General features: G+C 64.7%; 17 protein-coding genes. 10 read left to right on the forward strand and 7 right to left on the reverse strand.

The window, feature by feature from the left end:
• Positions 1 to 20 precede the first annotated feature (20 nt).
• The gene (locus AC6LJW_RS03985) at positions 21 to 1,139 is read right to left on the reverse strand and encodes a site-specific integrase (protein ID WP_498086547.1); all 1,119 of its coding nucleotides are present in this window, start codon (positions 1,137 to 1,139) and stop codon (positions 21 to 23) included.
• A 214-nt stretch (positions 1,140 to 1,353) separates the two neighbouring features.
• Between AC6LJW_RS03985 and poxB the strand changes: the two genes are divergently transcribed.
• Together poxB and AC6LJW_RS03995 are read left to right on the forward strand one after the other, a co-directional pair.
• Entirely contained in the window at positions 1,354 to 3,081 is a 1,728-nt protein-coding gene (poxB, locus tag AC6LJW_RS03990) for a ubiquinone-dependent pyruvate dehydrogenase (protein WP_498086548.1), read from the forward strand.
• A 252-nt stretch (positions 3,082 to 3,333) separates the two neighbouring features.
• Positions 3,334 to 4,386: a DNA-binding protein gene (locus AC6LJW_RS03995; RefSeq protein ID WP_498086549.1), complete on the forward strand. Its 1,053-nt coding sequence runs from the start codon at positions 3,334 to 3,336 to the stop codon at positions 4,384 to 4,386.
• 121 nt (positions 4,387 to 4,507) lie between these two features.
• Here the strand turns inward: AC6LJW_RS03995 and AC6LJW_RS04000 are convergent, their stop codons facing one another.
• From AC6LJW_RS04000 to AC6LJW_RS04015, 4 genes are all read right to left on the reverse strand, one after another.
• Positions 4,508 to 5,176, reverse strand: a complete 669-nt coding sequence (locus AC6LJW_RS04000) for a response regulator (protein ID WP_498086550.1) — start codon at positions 5,174 to 5,176, stop codon at positions 4,508 to 4,510.
• A 338-nt stretch (positions 5,177 to 5,514) separates the two neighbouring features.
• Positions 5,515 to 8,784 carry a hybrid sensor histidine kinase/response regulator gene (locus AC6LJW_RS04005; protein ID WP_498086551.1) on the reverse strand — a complete coding sequence of 1,090 codons (3,270 nt, stop codon included), beginning with the start codon at positions 8,782 to 8,784 and terminating at the stop codon, positions 5,515 to 5,517.
• A 9-nt stretch (positions 8,785 to 8,793) separates the two neighbouring features.
• Complete coding sequence (locus AC6LJW_RS04010; RefSeq protein ID WP_498086552.1) at positions 8,794 to 10,011, reverse strand: EAL domain-containing response regulator; 1,218 nt, start codon at positions 10,009 to 10,011, stop codon at positions 8,794 to 8,796.
• Entirely contained in the window at positions 10,008 to 12,824 is a 2,817-nt protein-coding gene (locus AC6LJW_RS04015) for an ATP-binding protein (RefSeq protein WP_498086553.1), read from the reverse strand. The genes AC6LJW_RS04010 and AC6LJW_RS04015 overlap by 4 nt, the downstream gene beginning before the upstream one ends.
• Positions 12,825 to 12,960: 136 nt before the next feature.
• On the opposite strand from AC6LJW_RS04015, the gene AC6LJW_RS04020 reads away from it, so the two are divergent.
• Both AC6LJW_RS04020 and AC6LJW_RS04025 read left to right on the forward strand, forming a co-directional pair.
• Positions 12,961 to 13,728, forward strand: a complete 768-nt coding sequence (locus AC6LJW_RS04020) for a hypothetical protein (RefSeq protein ID WP_056561301.1) — start codon at positions 12,961 to 12,963, stop codon at positions 13,726 to 13,728.
• Between the two features lie 66 nt (positions 13,729 to 13,794).
• On the forward strand, positions 13,795 to 14,151 hold the full coding sequence (locus tag AC6LJW_RS04025) for a hypothetical protein (protein ID WP_056561304.1): 357 nt from the start codon (positions 13,795 to 13,797) through the stop codon (positions 14,149 to 14,151).
• A gap of 42 nt (positions 14,152 to 14,193) precedes the next feature.
• Here the strand turns inward: AC6LJW_RS04025 and AC6LJW_RS04030 are convergent, their stop codons facing one another.
• Positions 14,194 to 14,382 (reverse strand): hypothetical protein, encoded by a 189-nt coding sequence (locus AC6LJW_RS04030; RefSeq protein ID WP_056561306.1) that lies wholly within the window; start codon positions 14,380 to 14,382, stop codon positions 14,194 to 14,196.
• A 199-nt stretch (positions 14,383 to 14,581) separates the two neighbouring features.
• Between AC6LJW_RS04030 and ydiK the strand changes: the two genes are divergently transcribed.
• From ydiK to AC6LJW_RS04055, 5 genes are all read left to right on the forward strand, one after another.
• Entirely contained in the window at positions 14,582 to 15,709 is a 1,128-nt protein-coding gene (gene ydiK, locus AC6LJW_RS04035) for an AI-2E family transporter YdiK (protein ID WP_255357166.1), read from the forward strand.
• A 434-nt stretch (positions 15,710 to 16,143) separates the two neighbouring features.
• Positions 16,144 to 17,031 carry an RNA pseudouridine synthase gene (locus AC6LJW_RS04040; RefSeq protein WP_498086554.1) on the forward strand — a complete coding sequence of 296 codons (888 nt, stop codon included), beginning with the start codon at positions 16,144 to 16,146 and terminating at the stop codon, positions 17,029 to 17,031.
• A 272-nt stretch (positions 17,032 to 17,303) separates the two neighbouring features.
• A complete protein-coding gene (locus AC6LJW_RS04045; RefSeq protein ID WP_498086555.1) occupies positions 17,304 to 18,245 on the forward strand; it encodes a S66 peptidase family protein in 942 nt (313 codons plus the stop codon).
• A gap of 136 nt (positions 18,246 to 18,381) precedes the next feature.
• Positions 18,382 to 18,726 carry a helix-turn-helix transcriptional regulator gene (locus AC6LJW_RS04050; protein ID WP_498086556.1) on the forward strand — a complete coding sequence of 115 codons (345 nt, stop codon included), beginning with the start codon at positions 18,382 to 18,384 and terminating at the stop codon, positions 18,724 to 18,726.
• 16 nt (positions 18,727 to 18,742) lie between these two features.
• On the forward strand, positions 18,743 to 20,050 hold the full coding sequence (locus AC6LJW_RS04055) for a type II toxin-antitoxin system HipA family toxin (protein WP_498086557.1): 1,308 nt from the start codon (positions 18,743 to 18,745) through the stop codon (positions 20,048 to 20,050).
• A gap of 7 nt (positions 20,051 to 20,057) precedes the next feature.
• On the opposite strand, the gene AC6LJW_RS04060 is transcribed toward AC6LJW_RS04055, so the two are convergent.
• Positions 20,058 to 20,522 carry an Rrf2 family transcriptional regulator gene (locus AC6LJW_RS04060; RefSeq protein WP_498086558.1) on the reverse strand — a complete coding sequence of 155 codons (465 nt, stop codon included), beginning with the start codon at positions 20,520 to 20,522 and terminating at the stop codon, positions 20,058 to 20,060.
• A 194-nt stretch (positions 20,523 to 20,716) separates the two neighbouring features.
• Here AC6LJW_RS04060 and AC6LJW_RS04065 point away from each other — a divergent pair.
• Positions 20,717 to 20,902: hypothetical protein (locus tag AC6LJW_RS04065; protein ID WP_498086559.1), on the forward strand; the 186-nt coding region annotated here is incomplete at its 3' end.

The raw sequence follows: 20,902 nt of genomic DNA on the forward strand, positions 1-20,902 counted from the left end.
TTGTAAGGCGACTGCAAGCATTACGGCAGGTTGTGCGGATCCTGTAGGGCTGGCTCCTGCGGGTCGTCCAGCAGGCGTGCGGCGGGTGACTGAGCAGCCGCGCCGGCGCGAAAATACCCCATCACCGTCGCCACGCTGGCATGGCCGGTCATCGCCATCGTGTCGCCCAGCGGCACGTTGCGTCGCCCGGCTTCCGTGACGAATCCCGAACGCAGACTGTGCGCCGAATACGCGCCGTCCAGTCCGGCCAGCCGGCTGCGGTCCAGCACGATGTCGCGCACGGCTGCGGCGGCCAGCGGTTCGCCCACGACATCGCCGCGCCTGACCCGGCGGAAGATCGGCCCTTGCTGGATGCCGCTCGCCGCCAGCCAGTCCGCCAGCGCCTCGGCAGCCTTGCCCAGGATCGGTTTCTGGTCCTGGGCCCGCACGGCGCCCGTCTGGTTGGTCTTGGAATGCGCCATCGTATAGAGATAGCCGTCGCCCGTGCGCCGGGTGTTATCCATCGTGGCACGCACCACCTCCGACCGGCGCCGGCCGCCGCTGGCCCAGGCAAACAGGAGCAGCGCGCGATCGCGCTTGCCGCGCAACGTGTCGTCGCAGGTGTCCAGCATGGCCTCCAGCGGTTCGCGCGTCAGCGCCTCCTTGCGGGCGGGCGCCACGCCGCGGCGGGCATAGGCCCGGCGGGTCTTGGACACCAGCTCCCGCACGGCGGCGGTGCGGCAGGGGTTCGGGTGCCCCAGCAACTCATGCGCCTTCGACAGCACCGACAGACGCTGCAGCAGCGTGTTCAGGCTGGGCGCGCCCAGCCGGCCCTTCGCCTTCAGCCGCACCAGCTCCCGGTCCAGCGCCAGCGGCAACTCCCATTCCAATCCGCTCCCGGAAGACCGTTGCGCGTGGTCCACCACAAACTGAATGACCGCCGCCTCGGACACGGGCAACGCGAAAGCGCGGCCATACCGCAGCCCAAACCAGGCTGACCAGTACCGGATCGCCGCGCGGTAACTGGCTGCCGTATTGGCGGAACTGCCTTCGCGCAGCAAATCGCGCACTGCCGCGTCCGCGTGGCTGTCGAGCGTGTCCGGATCCAGCCGCGTCAAGGCGCCTGTCACCGCCGGCGTCGTGCCTGGCAAATCATTCATGTTTCCGCGCCCATGGCAGATAGCCGTCCCTTTGGTAATAAAACGATCAAATAATCCCGTCATGTTAGCTGGTGGGCATGGCGCGGCCGGGATCCGGCCATTAGGTTTGGCCGTGGGGGGCGGTGCTACGATTTCCGCACGCAAGTCAACTTCCGGCGCTTGGGCCAAACCATAGCGGTAAGTGTCCCGGCGGCGTTCCTTCAAGGAGCATTCCATGGCCGCAACCGTCGCAGATTATCTCGTCAACGTGCTTGCCGAAGTGGGGGTCCGCCGCATCTGGGGCGTGACGGGCGACAGTCTCAATGGACTGAACGACAGCCTACGAAGAATGGACCAGATCGAGTGGATGCACACCCGCCACGAAGAGACCGCCGCATTCGCCGCCGGCGCCGAGGCCGCGATTACCGGCACGCTGGCGGTATGCGCCGGCAGTTGCGGTCCGGGCAATCTGCACCTGATCAACGGCTTGTTCGATTGCCAGCGCAGCCGCGTCCCGGTGCTGGCCATCGCCGCCCACATCCCGTCGTCTGAGATCGGGCTGGGATACTTCCAGGAAACCCATCCCCAGGACCTGTTCAAGGAATGCTCCGAATTCGTCGAACTTGTCTCCAATCCGGCGCAACTTCCCGGGATACTGGCCCGCGCCATCAACACGGCGGTCGGCAGGCAAGGGGTGGCGGTCCTGGTGATACCCGGCGACGTGGCGCTCGCGGCCGCGCCATCGGACGCGCCGGCGTCGTGGCCGTTGCCTCCCGCGCGCCCGCACATCCGCCCGGACGCATCGGCGGTGCAGGAACTGGTCCATCTGCTGTCCGGAGCAGGGAAGGTGTCGATACTGGCCGGCAGCGGCTGCGCCGGCAGCCACGACGCGGTCGTCGCGCTGGCCCAGCGGCTCAAGGCGCCCGTCATCCATGCGCTGCGCGGCAAGGAACACATCGAGTGGGACAACCCCTACGACGTTGGCATGACCGGCTTCATCGGCTTTTCGTCCGGCTACCACGCGATGGAGAACGCCGACCTCCTGCTGATGCTGGGCACGGACTTTCCGTATCGCCCGTTCTATCCCAAGCACGCAAAGATCGTGCAGGTCGATCGCGACCCGAGCGCTCTCGGCAGGCGTGCAGCACTGACGTTGGGCATTGCCGCGGACGTTGGCGAGACCATCGCCGCGTTGCTGGAGCAGCTTGACGAGCGCCAGGACAGCGCCTTTCTCGACGCCGCGCTCCGGCATTACCGGAATTCCCGCAAGGAACTCGACAACCTGGCCGCACCGGCGCCGGCAGGCCGTCCGCTGCATCCGCAGTATCTGGCCCGCCGCATCAACGAACTGGCCAATGACGATGCCATCTTTGCGGCGGACGTCGGCTCGCCAACCGTGTGGGCGGCCAGATACCTCACCATGAACGGCAAACGCCGCCTGCTGGGCTCCTTCAACCACGGCTCGATGGCCAACGCGATGCTCCAGGCGATCGGCGCGCAGGCGGCGGCGCCGGGGCGGCAGGTGATTTCCATGTCCGGCGACGGCGGGTTCACGATGATGATGGGAGATTTTCTGTCCCTGTCCCAATTGCAGCTTCCCGTGAAGATCATCGTCTTCAACAACGGCTCACTTGGCTTTGTCTCCATGGAAATGAAAGCCGCCGGTTTCCTGGATACGGGGACGGACCTGTCAAACCCCAATTTCGCCGCCATGGCAGAAGCCGTCGGCGTCCGAGGCATTCGAGTCGAATCGTCGGAATTTCTGGATGCCGCCCTGCAGGAAGCGCTGGCCCATCCCGGCCCGGTGCTGGTCGACGTGCTGACCTCGGCGCAAGAGCTGATCGTTCCGCCCAAGATCAAGCTTGAACAAGCCAAAGGGTTTGGCCTCTACATGCTGAAGGCCATCATGAACGGCCGGGGCGACGAGGTGATTGAATTGGCCAGGACGAATTTGGGACGGTGAGGGGCGCGTATTAGGCGTCGCGTCCCTTCCGAGTCCCGTCCCAAGTGCTAAAAAAATTCTGCAGAGGTGGCGCAGCGAAACGCGCCGCCACTGCGGTCACTTTTCACGCCAAAGCCCCAGCGGAGCGCCGCCAGATCGTTGTGTATTAAATCATACGTATGCTGTATGATACAAAACATCGTTTCTCAGCAAGTCACGATAAGGTTCCATTATCGTGACTAATCCGTCGCGTTAACCCGACCCAAAATCATCATGGCCACTGGAATCACCGAATCAGACGTCTGGTCCGCCGCGGACGCGCTTTTGCTTGAAGGCGCACGGCCCACCATCGAGCGCGTACGACAGAAGATCGGCCGAGGCTCCCCCAATACGGTCAGTCCGCACCTGGAAACCTGGTTCCGCGCGCTGGGCGCCCGCATCCAGGATCCGCGCGCCTTCGCCGCACCGCCCGCCGTGCCTGATCCGATCGCGCAGGCGGCTACGCATTTCTGGGAAGCGGCGCTGGCCGCGGCTCGGGCAGAACAGGCCCAGGCCTATCAGGAACGCTGGGAAGAGCTCGCCAGTGAAGGGGAACGGTTCGCAGCGCAGGCCGAACAGCTGGAACAGCGCGAAGCGCAATTGCTCGAGCGCGAGCGGGACCTGCAGGAAGCCCTGAAGGTCGCTACGGCCCAACTGGCAACCACGGAGGCCCGCTTGCAGGCAGCAGAAGCGCAATTGCGTCAGCGGGACAAGGCGCTCGCCGCCACGCAGGACAGCCTGGAGGATGCGCGCGGCGCCAACAAGGCGTTGCTGGCAGACGCAGAACAGGATCGCGACCGCCACGCGCAAGCTATTGCCGCTTTGGAATCCCGCCACGCCGCCCACGAGCGGCGGTGGCTCAACGAGCTGGATGTAGAGCGCGGAGCCGTAAAGCGTCTGCAAGCTCGCCTGGACGCGTCCCAGGCTGCCGCCCAGCAGCAGGCAGATCAACTACGAGACGCGCTTGCCGCCGCGCAAGAGCAACTTCGTGCGTCGGACCAGCAGGCGGCAGCCTTGCAGGCGCAAGCGCTGTCAGACCAGCGCCTGCAACACACCGAAGCCGTCGCCGCCGCCAATGCGCTTCAGGCCAGCCAGGCGCGAGAATCCGACATGGCGCATCGCCTGGCCGCCGCGTCCGCGCAGGTAAACGATCTGCTGGCGCAATTGAAGTCGCGGGACGCCCAGTTCAGCGACCTGGCCAATCGCTTGCTGGCGATTCAGGAAACGTCTCGGCCAGCGCCGTCGCCGCATCAACAGGACCCGGCGGAAGCCGAGCGTTCCGAATAACGCGGTAGCCGACGCGCAACTGGCAGTCCGCGACCCCGTACGACGGGATGCGTGACAGCACTGGGAAGTGGCGTAAAAGATGCCCCGAAAGAGGAATCGTCCGGGGCATCTTTGCAGACCCTCAGGAAAAACCTTGCTCGTCGGCGTACCGGAGCAGCTCGGCGTTGGTTTCGATGTTCAGCTTGCGCATGGCCGACTGTTTTTGCGTGCCGATGGTTGCCACCGACCGGTGAAGGCGCCGCGCGATCTCGGTGACGGAAAGCCCCTGCGCAAACATCCGGACCACCTCAAGTTCCTTGGGCGACAGGCCCTTGGCCTTGCTTGCGCGCCCCATCGTTACATCGTTCTGGCTGAGCCGCTGGCTGATGCTGTTTGACAGGATCGGACCGCTTTCGCTCAGCGCGCGGACGCAGATGGACACCAGTTCGTCGATCGGCTCTTCCTTGCTGACGATGCCCGCCACGCCGACCTGGCGCAGCTGGTTCAGAATGCCGCTGTTGGACAGCATCGTGAAGACCACGATGGGAATTTCCGGGAACAGGCGCTGCAGCCGTTCAATCAGGCGCAAGCCGTCTTCGTCCGCGGACCGGGCGGCCATTGAAAAGTCGGTGACGATGAGATGGCAGGGATGATCCTGCACGGCAGTGACGAGTTCGAGGCCCGAGCGCGCCGTGGCGACCACCGTGAACCCCGGCACCTCGTTCAGGGAATCCGCAAGCGCGAGGGAAATGATGGGATGGTCGTCGGCGACGATGATCCGCACATCCTGATCGGACGAAAGCTTCATCATGGTCCCGCCATCGTGTTGATGATCGAATGAGCCTGGTGTACCCGGGTGCCCGGACTGCGACACGGCGCGGGGAAGCCGGTCCATGGCTGGCCCCACCAGGCTGAGAGCGCCACGATTTTCGGTACTTCCGTCGGTGAGCATTTTATGTTCAAACTCCACTGAAAAGGCGAGGAGAAGCGGTTGGGCTGCAGGCAGAAAAACGCGCCAAACGGGCTGCCAGGGCTATTGCGAAAGCCGCAGAATCTACCGTCGGCAACACACCTGATACATAGACAAGCTTCGAAAGCCCGTCGCCGCCATCCCAACAAGCGGACTGATCGAAGGCTAAATTTTGTAGGCTAGAGCTTCGCCAGCGTGTCGCGCAGCAGTCTCACAACCGCGTGGCCCTCCGCCTGGGCCGCTGAGCCCAGGCCCGCGTTGCGCAACTGGTCTTCCAACGCCTCCAGACGTTCGGTAATGGCTGTCATCTGCATGACGCTCAACGCGCCGCGCATCCGATGCAGCGTGCGGCCGAGCAGGCGCTGGTCGTTCATCTCCAGAGCCCGGACCATCTGCGCGATGTCGGTTTCCATCGTGCTGACGAACAGTGCGCGGTATTTTTCCGGGACGGCCGGCGCGGGATCGGGTTGCCGGGATGCCCGCGGCTGCGCCGCGGCTTCGGCAATGTCGGCCGATGGCGTGCCGGTTCCCTGCAGATGCCGGCGCAACGTGGATAGACTGATCGGCTTGACCAGCCACGACGTCATGCCCGCAGCCAGGCAACGCTCTTCTTCTTCGCGCATGGCATTGGCGGTGAAACCGATGACGGGAATGGTGGCGCCCTGGGCCCGCAACGCTTTCACGAGTTCATAGCCGTTCATGCGTGGCATGTTCACGTCGGTCAGAACCACGTCGTAACGCGTAAGCCCCCACAGCATCAGCGCTTCCGAGCCGTCTGACGCCACGGTGACCTCGCACCCGAGTTGTTCAAGCTGGTGCTGCAAGGTCGCTTGATTGATCGGGTTATCTTCGGCGACCAGGATCGACAGGCCCAGCGGGGCAAAGGCGCCGATGTCGGTTTCCGGGGTCAATGCATGTTCTCCGCGAATCGCGGCCAGCATGCCGGCGGCAATGTGCTCGACGCTGGTGATGACCCGCACGGTACGGGCGGTGGGCGGCTTGGCGCTAGCGCTGGCCAGCACATGGTGGCCGGGCCAGTCGTGGAGGTTGCCGCTGCCGGGATACAGCACGTCCACCAGGATGTCGTCGGGCGCGCCAGCGGGCAGGGGAGAGGGCGCGGGAACCGCCTTGGCGCCCCAGCGCTTGAGCCATTGGCAGACGTTGTCGGATAGTTCGTGGTGCGGGCTTCGGACATGGACGCACAGGTTGCTCAGATCGGGCGGACTGGCAGGCTGGCCCGTCGCCACTTGCAGCGGCAGATCCAGCGAGAAGCTGCTGCCCAGCCCAAGCTCGCTGGTGACATGGATGCTGGTGCCCATCAGCCCGGCCAGGCGCGCGCAGATGGATAGGCCGATGCCGGCGCCGCGCACCGTATGCGAGCCGCTGTCGATCTGATAGAAGGGAACAAAGAGCTGCGCCTGTCCTTCCTTGGGAATGCCTATGCCCGTGTCGACCACCTGCAGCCGTAGATGCGTTTTGTCGGCCAACGTTTGCGCCACCGTCAGCCGCACGATCACGTGCCCGGAATCGCTGAACTTGATGGCGTTGCTGAGCAGGTTGCTGAGGATCTGGCGGATGCGCACCGCGTCGCCCGTCATCCATTCGGGCACGGCGACGTCCACGCAGCAAAAGAGCAGCAGCCCCTTCTGTTCGGCCATCGCCGCGTAGGAGTTGGTGCATTCTTCCACCAGCTCGCGCGGATTGAAATCCGAAAATTCCAGCGCGAGCTGTCCGGCTTCGATCTTGGTGATGTCCAGGACATCGCTGATGAGCTGCAACAGGATCGCCGACGAGCTTTGCATGCGATCCAGGTGCTGGCGCTGTACCTCGTCCAGCGTGGTGAGGCTCAGTAGTTGCAACGTGCCCAGCACCCCATAGAGCGGCGTCCGGATTTCGTGGCTCATCGTGGCCAGGAAGGTGGACTTGGCTTCGCTGGCCTTGTCCGCTTCGCGCTTGGCGTCTGTCAGCGCCTGCTCGATCACGGCGCGGGCGCTGATGTCGGAAAAAGCACACAGCACGACGTCCTGGTGGTTGTAGCGGGTGGGCGCATAAGCCACGTACAACGGACGTCCATCCGTGGACTGGAAGCTTGCAATCGTGCCCGGGCCGGCCGCCCCGAGCACCTGCCGCAGGAACAGGTTGGTCTGCGGCGAATTGTCCAGTTCCCGGCCGGCCTCGGCGCCCAGCCATTGCAGCGCCAGGCTGTTGCCAAAAACGACTTCACCCCCGGGTCGCGCCAGCACACACAGCGCCACGGGCGCGGTCTCGATTAACGTGCGGCTGAATTCTTCCTTTTCGACGATGTCGCGTTGGGCGTTTGACGCCGGGGCAATGACGTGGCGGCTGTACCAGCGCGAGGACACGATGCCGGTGCCAAGACTGAGCAACAGCAGCAGGCCGGCGATGGCCGGCAGCCAGAGGTTGTCCTGGAAGAAAGCGCCATAACTGACGCGATAGGTGCCGGTCCACACGCCCGACGGGTCCGTGATGCGCAGCACGATGCCTTCTGCCGTGTATTCAAGGCCGTCCTTGGACGCGGCCGGGCCAGGAGGCTCGCCCAGCAGCAGCCCTTCGCTGCGGTGGGTCAGCCAGAATCCGCCATGCAGCGGCTTGCGCAGCGTCTTTTCAAAGATGTTGATCCGCTGGTGATTGAATTGCGTGGTCGCGTAGACGGCGGACGTTCCGTCCTGTCCCGTGGACCAGACCGACTGCGGCATGTCGGCGTAGATGATGCCCAGCATGCTGCCGGCAAGCGCCTCCGACCGGAACCAATGCACGCGCTTGGATCCCGGCGTTTCGCGATTTCCGGGAAGATCTTGCTCGATGAGACGTTGGCGCACCGTCTGCAGACGGCGCAATTCCGTTCTGACCGCGTCCGTGACGGCCAGGAAAGCGGCGGGGCTCAGGCGCTCATACCCCGACACCGCGCCGACGGCAGGCACGCTCATGCTGATGCTGTCAGCCTGGTTGACCAGGAAGATCGTGGAGGCGGGGTAGTACGACGCCGCCCAGAAGCTTGAATAGAAGTCGGCCACGAAACCGCCCAGGTTTGCTAGCCGGCGTCCGGCGGTAGGGCAGTCCGACGCCTGCTCGCACGCCAGCGAGAACGCCATTTCCGCATAGGTGTGCTGTCCTTCGAAGAGCTGCATGCCGAAGCGCTCCGGCACATCGGTCGCATGCAGGTTGATCGTCGTAGACAGGCTTTCGGCGGGGAGCGACGCGTTGTGGGCCCGAAGCTTGCCCAGGAATTGCTCCTGCGCCTGGATGTAGCCGACCAGGATGGAGAAATCGAGCTTGAGGCGATCGCGCTCCTGATCGACGATGCGGTTCAGTCCCCAATAAAGCGCGCCAATCAGGACCAGCGCAAAGGGCAGGATGCCGAACAGGGCAAAATTCAGCCAGCGAGACGTGCGGGTGATCCGGGCAAACGGAGTATCGGGCTTTCGCATGGCCGGCTCTTACCGTTGCACAGGGTTCGTGGCCTGCCGCGCGCTGGCGAGAAGCTGGCTGAAGCGATCGGGGCCGACGGCGGCCGAAATGAAATACCCTTGTGCGCAGTCGCAACCGATGCGCCCAAGAAAAGCAAGGTCGTGGGCCGTCTCGACGCCTTCGGCGGTCACCTGCAAGCCCAGTTGCCGGCCAAGCTGCACGGACGACACGAGCGCTGCCGCCTGGCTTTCGTCATGGGCCGCGCCGCTGACAAAGGCGCGATCGATCTTCAGTTCGGTGAATGGCGTCGAAATCAGGCTGTACATGGAGCTGTAACCTCGGCCAAAGTCGTCCTGCGCCAACCCGAAACCCTTCAATCGCAACCGGCTGGCCCCCATATAGTATTGGCCTTGTATGGCCGGTGTCTCGTCCTCGAGTAGCTCGAAGGTGATTTCGGGCGCCGCCACCCCCTTATTTACCACCAGGTCCTCGAGTTCGTCAGGCAGATCCGGGTCGTCCAGAAACTGAGTGGGCAGGTTGACGGAAACGGGTACTCGAAAGCCCATCCGGCGCCAGTTCAGGTGCGCGTTCAGGGCGTCTTCAAGGATGCACCGCAGCAACGCCTTGTCCAGCCCGTGCCCGCGCACGGCGGCGAGAAACGTATCGGGCGACAGGCAGCCTAATGCTGGGTGCAGCCACCGCGCAAGCGCTTCGGCGCCGACGATTCGCCCGCTGGTGAGCGATTGCTTGGGTTGGAACCAGGCTTGCAGGTGCCCTTGTTGCAGCGCGTCCTCGATCGAGGCTCGGTCCAGCGCGGGGCTCGTCAGGCGCCGGACGCGCGGTGGCGCCAACTGGTCGCGGCAAAGCAGGCTGGCCAGTTGGGAGGCGTGGTGCGGGGTAAAGGGCTTGGAAAATGAGCCCAGCACGGCAAGCCCCTTTTCCTTGGCCATCATGGCGACGCTGTTGATGATGCGGGGTAGACAGGCCGACACGATTGCCAGCCTGGGAGGGCGTTGCTGCCGGGCGAGCCGGTCGATGAACTGCACGCCATCCATGCCGGCCATGTTCAGGTCGATCAGCACCAGGTGATACGGCTGCCGCGCGATCTTGGCCAGGGCGGTCTCGGCGGATGGCGCCACGTCTGCCGGGCCAAATCCGGCCGACGCGAGCTGATCGGCGAGGTGAACGCATTGAAACGGATGATCGTCCACGATCAGGACCCGGTACTCCGAGAGCTTTCTCGTCATGCGGCTTCCTTAAAGGGCATTAGCGCCTGGCACAACGCGGCGATTGGCAACGGTTTGAGCAGCACGGTGTTCATACCGGCATCCTTGCTGCGCTGCAAGTCCTCGGTGAATGCACTGGCGGTGATGCCCACGATCGGGCGGGTGTAGCCCTGCCGTCGCAGTGCGCGGGTGAGCGCGTAGCCATCCAGCTCGGGCATGTGCAGGTCAGTCAGGATGGCGTCGAAATCAGGAAGTTCGGGCAGGGCCAACGCGTCGTTGCCGTCTGCCGCCATGACCACCGTGCAGCCCAGGTGTTCAAGCTGTTCTCTCAAGATCTGCCGGCTGACCGGGTTGTCCTCGACGACGAGCAGGTGCATGTCGAGCGCGTCGCGCGACGGCTCCAGCGCGGCTGGCGCCTTGGTGGCGACGCTGTCCTGCGCCAGGCGGACTGCCGCGATGATGCTGGCCAGGCTATGGCTGTCGGCCGTCCAGGTGTTTCGAGTAGGCCGCGGCTGGACGCCCGGCGGTTGTGCAAACACCCGGGCGCCGCTCCAGGCGGCCGGCGTCAGATCGCGTGACCAGGTTTCCACCAGGACGCCGCCTTGGCGCCGGCCATGCAAGGTGGCCTTGTAGGGCATTGCCCACGCGCCGCAGTGACGCAACCATTGGCACAGATTGGCGACCAGCTCGTTGTTGGCGCCCCGCACGAAGACCGGCCTGGGATCCAGCCGTACGCCCAGGTCCGCATGTGCGCCGTTGACCCGCGGCAGGGTCAGGATGAGCGACATGCTGGTGCCCAGGCCGGGTTCGCTGACGGCGCTGAGTGTTCCGCTCATCATCTCTGACAGCCGCCGGCATATGGCAAGCCCGAGACCGGTGCCATGGACATTCTGGTTGGAACCGGTTTCAGCACGGTAGTAGGGCTCGAAGAGGCGCGCGTGGTGCTTCGCCGAGATGCCCATGCCGGTATCCGCCACCTGGAACTTCAAGGTGGCGAAATGCGCATCCTGGCCGAGTGTTTGCAGGCGCAACACCACCTGGCCCGAACCGGTGTACTTGATGGCGTTGTTGACGAGGTTGTTGAGGATCTGGCGAACGCGGGTGGCGTCGCCCAGGACCCGCGCCGGTGCTGCCACGTCGGCCAGGGCGTGCAGGAGCAGTCCCTTGGCGTCGGCGCGTGCCGCATAGGTTCCGATCACGCTATCCAGCAACTGAACCGGCGAAAACTCCGAGGTTTCGAGCTTCAGGTAGCCGGCCTCGATGCGCGACAGGTCGAGCGTGTCGTTGATGGAGCTGAGCAAGGTTGCCGAAGACTGCTGCATCGTTTGCAGGTATTGCTGCTGCTGGCTGTCCATGGCGGTAAGGCCAAGCAACTCGAGCGTGCCAAGAATGCCGAACAGCGGCGTCCGGATCTCGTGGCTCATGGTGGTCAGGAACACCGTCTTTGCGTGGTTCGCGGCGTCGGCGTGCAGCTTTGCCTGGGTAATGGAATGCTCGACCCGCTTGAACGCGGTGATGTCGTTGATGCCGCAGAGGATGACGTCCTCGGCGCGGTAGGTGATCGGGGCGAACGTCAGGTAGAGGCACCGGCCGTCGTCCAGGGCGTACTCGCGTTCGGTGCAATGGCCGTCTTCGGACAGCAGCCGGGCCAACAGCGACGGATCTTCCAGCAGCCAATCCCGCGCGAGTTCGTTTGACAGCAGCGGCATGCCGTCGGCACGGCGCAAGAGGCACAGACCCACGGGCGCGACTTCGACCAGTCTTCGATTCAGCGAAACGCTTTCGGCCAGGGCTTCGTATTGGCGCAAGGCGGGGGCGACGAGTTTCTTGCGGATGTACCGTATGCCGAAGATGACGGCCGCGCAAAGCAGGAGCGCACCGCCCAGCGTGGCCTGGATGGCGTAGGCGGCGTCGCCCAGGATCCGGCTGACCGGCGTGTAGTAGACAAGCCGCCAGCCGTCTTCGCCGACCGATTTGCTGAGAACGACGTAGCGGGGCAAGAGGCCCGGGCCCCACCAGCCGAACGCGTCCTCGCGTCCGGCGTGCCGGCTCAAGCCCGCCAGGATTTGCGGGTCGTCCGGGCTGTGCAGCACGGGCGCACCATCCTGATCATGCAGGATGTAGCTGCCGCCACGCAGGGAAGACAGGTCGATGGCCGCGTTGATGTCGCCGAGTTCGAGGCCGATCCACCCCGCGCGGGGCGCGGAGGAATCGACGGGCGTGTACAGGTACAGCGGATTGGCGTTGTGCAGGGGCGGCTTGAGCCAGGTGATGGCATTTTGCCCGCCGTGCGCCGCGTTGGGATCCGCCATGGCGAGCTCGCGTGCGATCCAGGATTGCGCGGCGTCGTCCAGACTTGCGCGTTGACCGGGGCGCGGCGCGACGTACGTGGTCTGGCCATTGCGGATGGAACTGAACAGCAGTTGGGTGTGCGCGAACGCAATGTCGTTGAGGTCGCGCGGGGTGAGAATCAATGCCCAGTCGTAGGCGTTTGGTTCTTCGTGCAGGGGAAAGACGTTGATCTGCCCGGTGTTGCCGAAGTGCCGTGGGGTTTCGGAGGCGGGCGCGGCATCGGTATTGCGGACCAGGCTGGACGCCAGCGAGCGAAGCAGCGACTCGCGCTGATCGAAGAAGATCTGCGCGTTGTACGCGGCGGCGTTCATTTGCCGGCGGTAAGTGGAAACCGAGCTGGTAAACGACCAGTAAAGCAGAAATGCAGCGGCCGCCGCGATGCAGGCAAGCAACGCGGCGGCGAAAAGATGCAGGAGCAGCGTGGGGGCTCGGGGGACTGGCTGGACGTCTGGCGCGAGGGTGTTGGATTCCTTGACAGGCATGCGCCCATCGTAGGTAGGGCCCAACTCGGCGGATATAAGAATATTTTGAAAATACGCCAATGACGGGGCAAACGACCAAGCAAATCGTACTTTTACGATTGGTTTGTGTAATGGCGATCCATAAACTCGTCCGCTTATGAACGCTATCAACCAGGCCGAATCCGCCTCACTCGTCAGCGAGCCGTTACGAATCCAACCCGTGCTGGACGCCAAAGGTGTCGTCCGCGAAATGGCGCTGGTCGGCGGCCGCAGCGGTCACATCCCCGCGCTGCTTGCCAATGCCGCCTCGGCAGACGCCTTGCGCCGCGCAGGACGTGTTTTCCGCGCCGCAGGCTGCTTGGCAACGCTGTCCATGGATCATCCGCTCAACGTCAACGCCGACATTCTGCTTCCGCAGCAGCTATGCCAGGATCTTCGCATTGGCGCCGTGGCAGGCGACCAACTGCGCGAAACGCCGCAAGAAGCGCATCCCAGCCAGCCCATCTATCCGTGCGCCAAGGTTACGTACAACGTCCCCCTCAGCGATCGTCTTGCGCAAGGCGCCACGCTTTTTAACGGCTACCAGGAACTGCGGCCCGCGTTACGCGTGCGGCTGCTGCCTTCGCCACAAGTCCAGTTCGGCACGCTTCGCGCCATCGGGCTGCGGGTCGGCATTCCAGAAGGCATCTGCACCCGCCGCCCATTGCAGGAACGCTTTTTCAGCCTGCTCGGGCAGGCCTCCCGTCAAGGGCTGAAGGTATTGGCGCAGGACATCCGCAGAATCGATGACTTCAACTGGCTCCGCGCGCAGCCGGATGTGCTGTTTCAGGGCGAGGCCCTGTCCATCGCCTTGAGCCTGCAATACGTGCAGGAATGGCTGACCAGCGCGGGCTCCGGCTGGCGGGCCTTTCAGTTGGGGACGTAGGCCAAGGCGGCATAGATCAAGGTAGCGTAGACCAGCCGTCACGGCGGATCCGATTAAAATCCGCGCATGCTTCCTACTCAAGTCATTCTGGCGCTGCTGGTGCTACAGCTTGCGCTCCTTATTCCCCTGATCGCCGTGGGCATCCAACTTGTGCGCTGGTTACATTGGCGCTTTCTCGCCAATCCCCAGACGCGGGGAGAGCGCCCTCGATTCACCGGCCCGGTGCTGGCCCTGATTTTCAGCACATTGGCGGCCACCGACTTCATCGGCTTCGAACCCTTCCTGACCCTGTCGCAGATGAATCCTGTGCCGGAGGGCGCACGCGCCTACTTCACCGTGGCGATGCTGGCCCTCGCGGTCTGGTGCTGGGCTTATGCCGGCGCGATCCGCAGCCGGTTCCGCACGATGCTGGGCGTCTCGTAGCCCCTGCGCCCTGTTCTCGTCACGGTTGGCCCTTGGGCGGACCTAGTGGCCCGGATAGACACCCTGGAACGGTTCATTGTCGGGCTCGCCAAAATTGGACCGATGGTAATTGGCGGGGTCGGAATGGGTCGCGCGCGTGGCGCGCGATCCGTCGGCGCGTTGAGAATCCATGTAACTGCAGCCGCTCAACACGAGTGCCAGCAAAGCGCCAGCGAAAGCCATGTTTTTCATGGCACACCTCCACAGTTTTTACCTGCGCCCCGGACCGGCGAACCCGGCCGGTCGCAGCGGCAAGCCGAGCAAGTAACGTTCCCATTCAAGTTCACGCCGATTTCGGATACATTCGACTGATTGCGATGGCTGGCAGGACGGGCGCCGCTCGGTCCGCATCCACCGCAATTCGGGGCGGCAGCCCCGCCAGGAGCCGCGTGTGATACCACGCCAGTCTGTCGACATCGCCCGGGTTCTTCTTGTCATCGTCATGCTGTTGGCCTTGATGGTCGGCAGCCTGTACGTCCTGCGTCCCTTTCTTCCTGGGCTGATCTGGGCCACGACCATCGTGGTCGCCACTTGGCCGGTGCTGCTTTCGATTCAGCGGCATTGCGGCGGGCGGCGCTGGTTGGCCACCGTGGCAATGCTCTTCATCCTGTTGTTCGTGATCGTGCTGCCGTTGTATCAAGCGATCTCGACGCTGGCGTTGCATGGCGGCGCCATCATGGCGGCGGTCAAGAGCCTGCCCGACTATGCGCTGCTGGCGCCTCCCGCGTGGATTGGCAACATTCCGCTGGCCGGCCCTCGCATCGCCCAGGAGTGGCAGACGCTGTCCGACGCCGGCGCGGGCGGGCTGCTGGCGCGCATTGAACCGTACCTGACCACCGCCGCGCACTGGCTGCTGGGTCACGCCGCGATCGTTGGCGTGTTCGTGATGCACATGCTGATCACCGTGATCATTGCCGGCATCCTATACAGCAAGGGCGACGCCGCGGCGGATCTTGCGCGGCGGTTTGCCAACCGGCTTGCCGGCCAGCGGGGCGTGGCCGCGATCAGGCTGGCCGCCTCTGCGATCCGTGCGGTGGCACTGGGCATCGTCGTCACCGCAGTGGTGCAATCGGCGTTGGGCGGTATCGGGCTGTGGATTGCGGGCGTGCCGGCCGCGGGGGTGCTGACTGCGCTCATGGTGATGCTGTGCTTGGCGCAGCTTGGCCCGTTCCTGCCGATGCTGGGCGGGGTTGCCTGGCTGTTCCAGAACGATATGAAGCTTGCGGCCGCCGTGCTGCTGGTCTGGGCCATCGTGGTTGGCACCTTGGACAACCTGCTGCGGCCGATGCTGATCAAGCGGGGCGTGAACCTGTCGATGCTGCTGATCCTGTCAGGCGTGCTGGGCGGCATGTTCGCCTTCGGCATCGTCGGATTGTTCATCGGCCCGGTGATTCTGGCGGTGACGTCGACGCTGCTCAAGGCCTGGATCGATGAGGTGCCGCCACCGGCGGACGTCTATCCGGACGAGGCGGCCTTGGACGCAGACCATCCCGACGGATCGCAGCAGAAAAGGGCGTAACATCCGTCTCAAGGTGCGGGCCATGTGGCCCGCTTTTCGCAATACCCGGCAACACCGATGACAAAGCTTTTAACCGAGGCGCCCGCAGGCGCGCCTGACCTTTTCCTTTATCGCTTCAATCCGATGCACCAGGAGGGGGGACGATGAGCAACACCATGCGGCCCACCAAGCCCGGCACGCTCAGCCTGACCTCTCGCCCCGCGAAGCGCGCTACGGCAAACCGCAGCGGACGTCCGACGAGATCGGACGGGTCCGCTGCGACGAGCAAGCCGTACCAGCGAGACCCGGCAGGCTCCAACCCGCGCGGGTCCGACGCGGACCGGCCCGCGCGAAATGCGACTTCCGGACGCCCCGAGCGCTCTGGCAGTGAAGGCACCGGCCGTCCCGCCAGAGGCCCCGGCGCTGGCCGAGCCAATCAACCGGCCAAGCCCGGCATGAAACCCCGCGGCGCAAAGCCTGGCAACGTCAGCAGGGGCGAGAAGGGCGACAACGCCGGCAGCGCGGCCAGCCCGCGCAGCACCGGCTTCCGATCGGGTGGCCCGGTCAAAGACGTTGCATCGCCAGCCCGCGCCGCCCGCCCCGCGAGAACCCCGGCCGCCCCAAACACCGATCGCCTGGCCAAGCGGCTCGCGGCCGAGCTGCCGTGTTCCCGAGGCGATGCCGAACGCTACATCGAAGGCGGTTGGGTGACCGTCGACGGCAAGGTGCAGGAAGAGCCGGGTTTGCGGGTCGGACCGTCGCAAGCGGTCAGCCTGATGCCCGGCGCGCGGCTCGAAGAAGGCCGTCCGGTCACCGTGCTGGTCCACAAGCCGGCCGGCATGTACGCCGACGACCAGCGGGGTTCCGCGCTGGACCTTATCCTGCCCGAGAACCTGATGCCCGGCGACCGATCCGGCCAGCGCTACCTGAAGCGCATGTTCAACGGCCTCAAGCTGGTGACGCCCCTGGAGCGCGCTGCCAGCGGTCTGGTCGTCTACACCCAGGAGTACGCGGTAGCTCGCAAGCTGGTGGAGGAGGGCCGCCATGTGGAGCAGGAATACATCGCGCATGTCGAAGGCCAGTTGAGCGAGGCGGACCTCGCCCGCATGCAGCGCGGCATGGCGTACGAAGGCCGCGCCGCCACGCCGATGAAAGTGAGCTGGCAGAACGAAAGCCACCTGCGTTTTGCGCTGAAGTCGCCGATGCCGGGTTTCATTGAAGCCGTATGCGAGGCCGCGGGTCTGCGCTTGCTGGCGTTGCGGCGTCTGCGGATCGGGCGCTTGCCGATGGCCGGCCTGGCTGCCGGGCAATGGCGCTACCGGCTGGAGTACGAGCGATTCTGATGCGTCGACCCACCAGCTTCCAGATGGCCGATCCCGTGGTCGGACCGAATCCTCAAATGGGGCCGCGGGGTGATGCCGGGTATGCGGATATCGGGCGCCCGGACGCCGGACGCCGGCGGATGTTGTTGAACGCGGGCGCGCTGTGCCTGGCCGGCTTGGGGCTGGCGGGATGCGCAGGGGGGCGGCGAGGCTCGCCGAACGCCTCGCCGAATGCCGCAGCACGGCGCGACACTGCGCCCCCGCCTTCGCACGCGAAACCGGCAGCCGCGCCTGTGCCCGCACTGCGGCCCGGCGCCAAGGTCGCCATCGTGGCGCCGGCGTCGGCGGCCCCAAACGCCAGCGACCTTGCCGCCGAGTGGCTGGAAGACCGCGGTTTCGTTCCGTTGATCATGCCGGCATCGCGTACGCGGCTCGACGCCCCCTATGAATACCTGGCCGGTACCGACGCGCAGCGTCTGGACGACCTGCATGCCGCGTTTGCCGCGCCGGATATCGGCGCGGTGTGGTGCCTGCAGGGCGGTTTTGGCTCATGGCGGCTGTTGGATAAGCTCAACTTCGATTTGCTGCGCCAGAATCCCAAGCCCTTCATCGGCTATAGCGACATCACGGCCCTGCATCTGGCCATGCAGCGCCACGCCGGTTTTGTGACGTTTCATGGGCCGATGCTGGCGCAGGATCTGGTCGCGGGCAAGCGCGAGCCCACTGAATCCCATCTGCTGGCCATGCTTTCCGGGCAGATTGGGCAGGGGGCCTGGATTCAACCTCCGCCGGACACGCGTGCGGTGGAGCTGGTCGCAGGCACGGCCAGCGGGCGGCTGATCGGCGGCAACCTGGCCCTCATCGCCGCGCTGATCGGCTCCCGCCATGAGATCGACACCCGCGACGCGATCCTGTTTTTCGAGGACGTCAACGAGGCGCTGCCACGCGTGGACCGGCTATTGAGCCAGGTGGCGGCCGCGGGCAAGTTCGACGGCGTCAAGGGCGTGGTCGTGGGCAGTTTCACCCGCATCGCCGGGACGAACCTGGACGACGCGCAGGCGCAAAGCCTGTTGTATCCGCTATTGCTCGAGCAGTTTGGCGCACGCGGCATTCCTGTTCTGGCCGGCTGGCCAAGCGGACACGGCGAGCCCAACCTGACGCTGCCGCTCGGAGCGCGCGTCACCCTGGACACTGCGCGGGCGGCCTTACGGCTGGATCAGGCCGTGATACGGTAAAAGTCAAACCTGAATACATTATTTGCCTCATTAATGGCGCATAATTTGCATCTATGTACCATTAATGAGGCAATTTACATCGATAGCTTGACTCATTAATGATGCATTAACGCGTTTACAGCGCTATTATTGCGTCATGAAAAAGAAGATCGAGCCCAGTTTCGAGGCGGCCGAGGCCTTGGTTCGCCTTGGCGCGCACATCCGCACCGCGCGTTTGCGCCGCAACGAAACCGAAGCCACATTGGCCAGCCGCATGGGGGTGTCGCGCGCGACCATCAACCGGCTTGAAAGCGGCGATGGCGGCGTGTCCCTGGCGCTCGCGTTAGAGGCCTTGCTGCAGTACGGCTTTGGTGACCAGGTATTCGCGCTGGGCGAACCCGACCTCGATGGCGTCGGCAAGCGTCTGGACGCCATGCGCCGGCCTGCCCGGGGCAGCGGCAAGGCGCGGCATTCGCATCGCGCCGATCCTTCCAGCCTGTAGCGCGGCGGTCGACATCGTGCCAGCCAAAAAGCATAAAACCGTCGAAAGCGAGCTCTTCGTCTACGTGGATATCCGCGGTGAGGCCGTGCTGGCCGGGATCCTGACTCTGGACGACACCGACGAAAACCACTTCTTCGCCGAATTCACGTACGTGCAGTCCTACGTGAACGATCCGCGCGCGTTTTCGCTGGATCCGCTCAATCTGCCCCTGACTGACGCCACGACCACTTTCCGGACCGAAAGCCGCTATCAAACGCTAGGGGCCATTTTCGACGCGGCGCCGGATGCCTGGGGCCGCAATGTGATGCGCGTCGACAATGCGGGCGCCCGCGTGACGGAGAACGAGGTCTTGCTCAAAGGCCGCGGCATGGGCGTGGGGGCGCTCTTTTTCAGCGCCCGCCAGTTGACGCCCAACATGCGCAAGACCTACCGGCTGCCTGAAGTCAGCCAGTTGGAGTCGCTGGCGGACCTGCTGACGGACATCGATCAGGGCATTAAGCCCAAGGGGCTGTACCGAGACATCCTGGGCAGTTCGTGGGATATCGGCGGCGCGCGTCCCAAGACGATCGTGCGGGACGCGGAAGGCGAGATGTGGATTGCCAAGTTTCCCCGCAGGGGCGAGTCCTATGATCGCCAGCGCGTGGAGTACGCCAACCTGCAAATGGCCCGCGCCATCGGGCTGAACGTTCCGGAGATCCGCCTGGCGCAAACCCACCTGGGCGCCGTGCTGCTGACGCACCGGTTCGACCGCGAGCTATTGCCGGTTCAACACGGCGCGGACCCGGTCATCGCTCGGCGGCACTTCCTGAGCGGCGCCTCCCTGATCAGCCCGTCCGTGCACATCGGCAAGCGCGAACTGGACGGGCCGCGCGGCAAGGCCACGTATTCCTACGCGCGCCTGGCCGACGTGGCGCGCCGCATCTCGTCGAATCCCGTGCAGGACCTGCTGGAACTATATGCGCGGATGGTTCTGAACGTTGCCGTCCACAACACGGACGATCACCTGAAGAACGTGGGCTTCCTGAAAGACGACGGGGCGCTCACCTACCGGATGTCGCCGCTGTTTGATGTGGTGACCCAGGAAGGGTCGGCCCGCCATTACCTGCATATCGGCGCCGACGGCCGCGACAGCACCTTTGCCAATTGCCTGACCGAGTACCGGCGTTTCGGACTCCGGTCGGAAGCCGCCGCCAGATCGATTATCGGCCGCGTCCTGGACGTGGTGCGCGAGCGCCAGCGGTTCTACGAAGAAGCCGGCATGTCGCCGGCCGAGATCGCGCACGTCGAGGCCGCATTGATGGCGTGGCGCCAGCCGTGGGAGTAGGGGGCGATCACGCCTCGTGCACGGCCTGCGGGTCGAAAGCCTGCCCACGTTCGACCATGCGCGCGTGAAAGTCGCGGCTGAGTGCGGCCAGCGTAACCTGGCCGAGGCGTTGCAGAAGCAGTCGTTGTGCCTCTTCGAATGCGCCGTCCAGTGACGCATTCACCGCCTCTTCGACGAGGCAGCCGGGGGACTCGCTGCGGTTGCCCATCGCGAAGATCTCGGGCGCGCCCAGGGCGTCGTAGATGTCGCGCAGCGTGACGTCGTTGAAATCGCACGAGATCGACCATCCGCCGCCATGGCCTTTTTCGGAGCGGACCAGACTCTGCTCGCGCAGGCCGGCCATGATGCGGCGGATCACCACGGGGTTGGTCTGCATCACGCGGCCCAGGTCGTCGGAGGTCATGGGACCGGGGTGCTCGGCCATATGCAGCAGAACGTGCAGGACGCCGGAAAGCTTGCTGTCTCTTCTCATGCAACAGATGCTATTGCATGACGCCGCACACGGTCAACGCCGCGTGGCTGTCAAAATAATTACATTTCGTGATAGATTGCAAGGTTGATCCCATGTCGACAGATTGCAAAGCGGCGAACTAGATCCGACGTTTGACGACGGGCTTACCGCCGAGACGATCAGGTTTGGCTCCTCCAACTCAGATAAAGATCACCATGACCTTCCGTTACTCGACACACGGTGCATCGCGCTTTCCCCGGCGGCCCTTGGCGCTCGCCGTTGCCTCCGCGATCAACCTGATGGCCGGTTCGAGCGTGGCGCTGGCCGCCAGTGTGCTGGTCGGCATCGGCGGTGATGGTGGTGAGGCGGACCTCTCCCAAGTGGTGGGTGGCGGTGGGGGT

The organism is Achromobacter sp. 1012554356 (assembly GCF_059760815.1).